The sequence below is a fragment of the Eoetvoesiella caeni genome (assembly GCF_003315175.1).
Taxonomy (GTDB): domain Bacteria; phylum Pseudomonadota; class Gammaproteobacteria; order Burkholderiales; family Burkholderiaceae_B; genus Eoetvoesia; species Eoetvoesia caeni.
The window spans coordinates 1-1,231 of the sequence record NZ_QNRQ01000049.1; the positions used below are offsets into that span (position 1 = coordinate 1).

The window sequence follows — 1,231 nt, forward strand, 5'->3', positions numbered from 1 at the left end:
TGAATCGGCCAGACTTTTATAGACAGTTCGTTGCCTCAGAAAGGTACTGCCGTTCGTAGTTTACCGGCGAAAGGTTCGCGGCATGGCCATGCCGACGAATCGGGTTGTAGAACAGTTCGATGTAGTCAAAAATATCTTGACGTGCCAGCTCCCTGTTTTTGTAGATTTTCCGTTTGATGCGTTCGCGCTTGAGCAACTGGAAAAAGCTTTCTGCAACGGCATTGTCGTGACAGTTACCTCGACGGCTCATGCTCGGTTGTAGATTATGGGTCGCCAGAAACGCTGCCCATTCATAGCTCGTAAATTGGCTGCCCTGGTCGGAATGCACCATGACACTTTGCTTTGGCTTACGCCGCCATACCGCCGCCAGCAAGGCCTGCAAAACCAAGTCTTTGCTCATGCGCGAATCCATCGACCACCCCACGACCTGGCGAGAGAACAAGTCGACAACAACCGCCAAATACAACCAACCTTCGTACGTACGGATGTACGTGATATCCGTCACCCAGGCGATGTTAGGTGCGGCGACGTCGAATTGCCGGTCCAGAATATTGGCCGCCACGTTATGCGGGGCACCACCATAAAAACCCGGTCGACGACGGTACCCGACCTGAGCACGCCAGCCGTGGCTGCGCATCAAGCGCGCAACGCGATGACGGCTACAGTGTTCGCCCAGGGCGCGTAAATCGTGGTGCACCTTACGGTACCCATAGACCCGTCCGCTCTCCAGCCAAGACGGCTTCACCAAGGCCAACAGCCGCTGGTCTTCATGATGGCGCTGACTGTGAGCGTTTCGCCTCCAGGCGTAATAACCGCTGGGGTGGACTTCAAGCACTTGGCAAAGTCGACGCACAGAATATTGAGTCAGATGTTGCTTAATAAACGCGTACTTTAGCCGGACTCCTTGGCAAAGTACGCTGCGGCTTTTTTTAATATATCCCGCTCTTCGGTAAGCCGCTTGACCTCTGCCCGTAGGCGCCGAAGCTCAATGGCCTCAGCACTGTCTTGCTCGCGTTGCTGCGCGGACTTGCCGTACCGTTTGACCCATACGTACAGGCTATGGGTCGATACGCCCAACCGTTTGGCCACTTCGGCCACCGGGCGCTGATGTTGCGTGATTTGCTTCACCGCTTCGAGTTTGAATTCTTCCGTAAATCGGGCCGTGCTCATAATCATCTCCTCAGTGAGTATTATGAGGCTAAAACGTGTCTAGCAAACCCTGGCCGATTCA

At 54.4% G+C, this 1,231-nt stretch carries 1 protein-coding gene; it reads right to left on the reverse strand.

The window, feature by feature from the left end:
* Positions 1-16: 16 nt before the first annotated feature.
* Positions 17-1,170 (reverse strand): IS3 family transposase gene (locus DFR37_RS22735; protein WP_113935417.1). Its coding sequence is split into 2 segments (ribosomal slippage): positions 17-936 and positions 936-1,170, totalling 1,155 coding nucleotides; the frame shifts between segments, so codons are not numbered across the junction.
* Between the last annotated feature and the right edge of the window lie 61 nt (positions 1,171-1,231).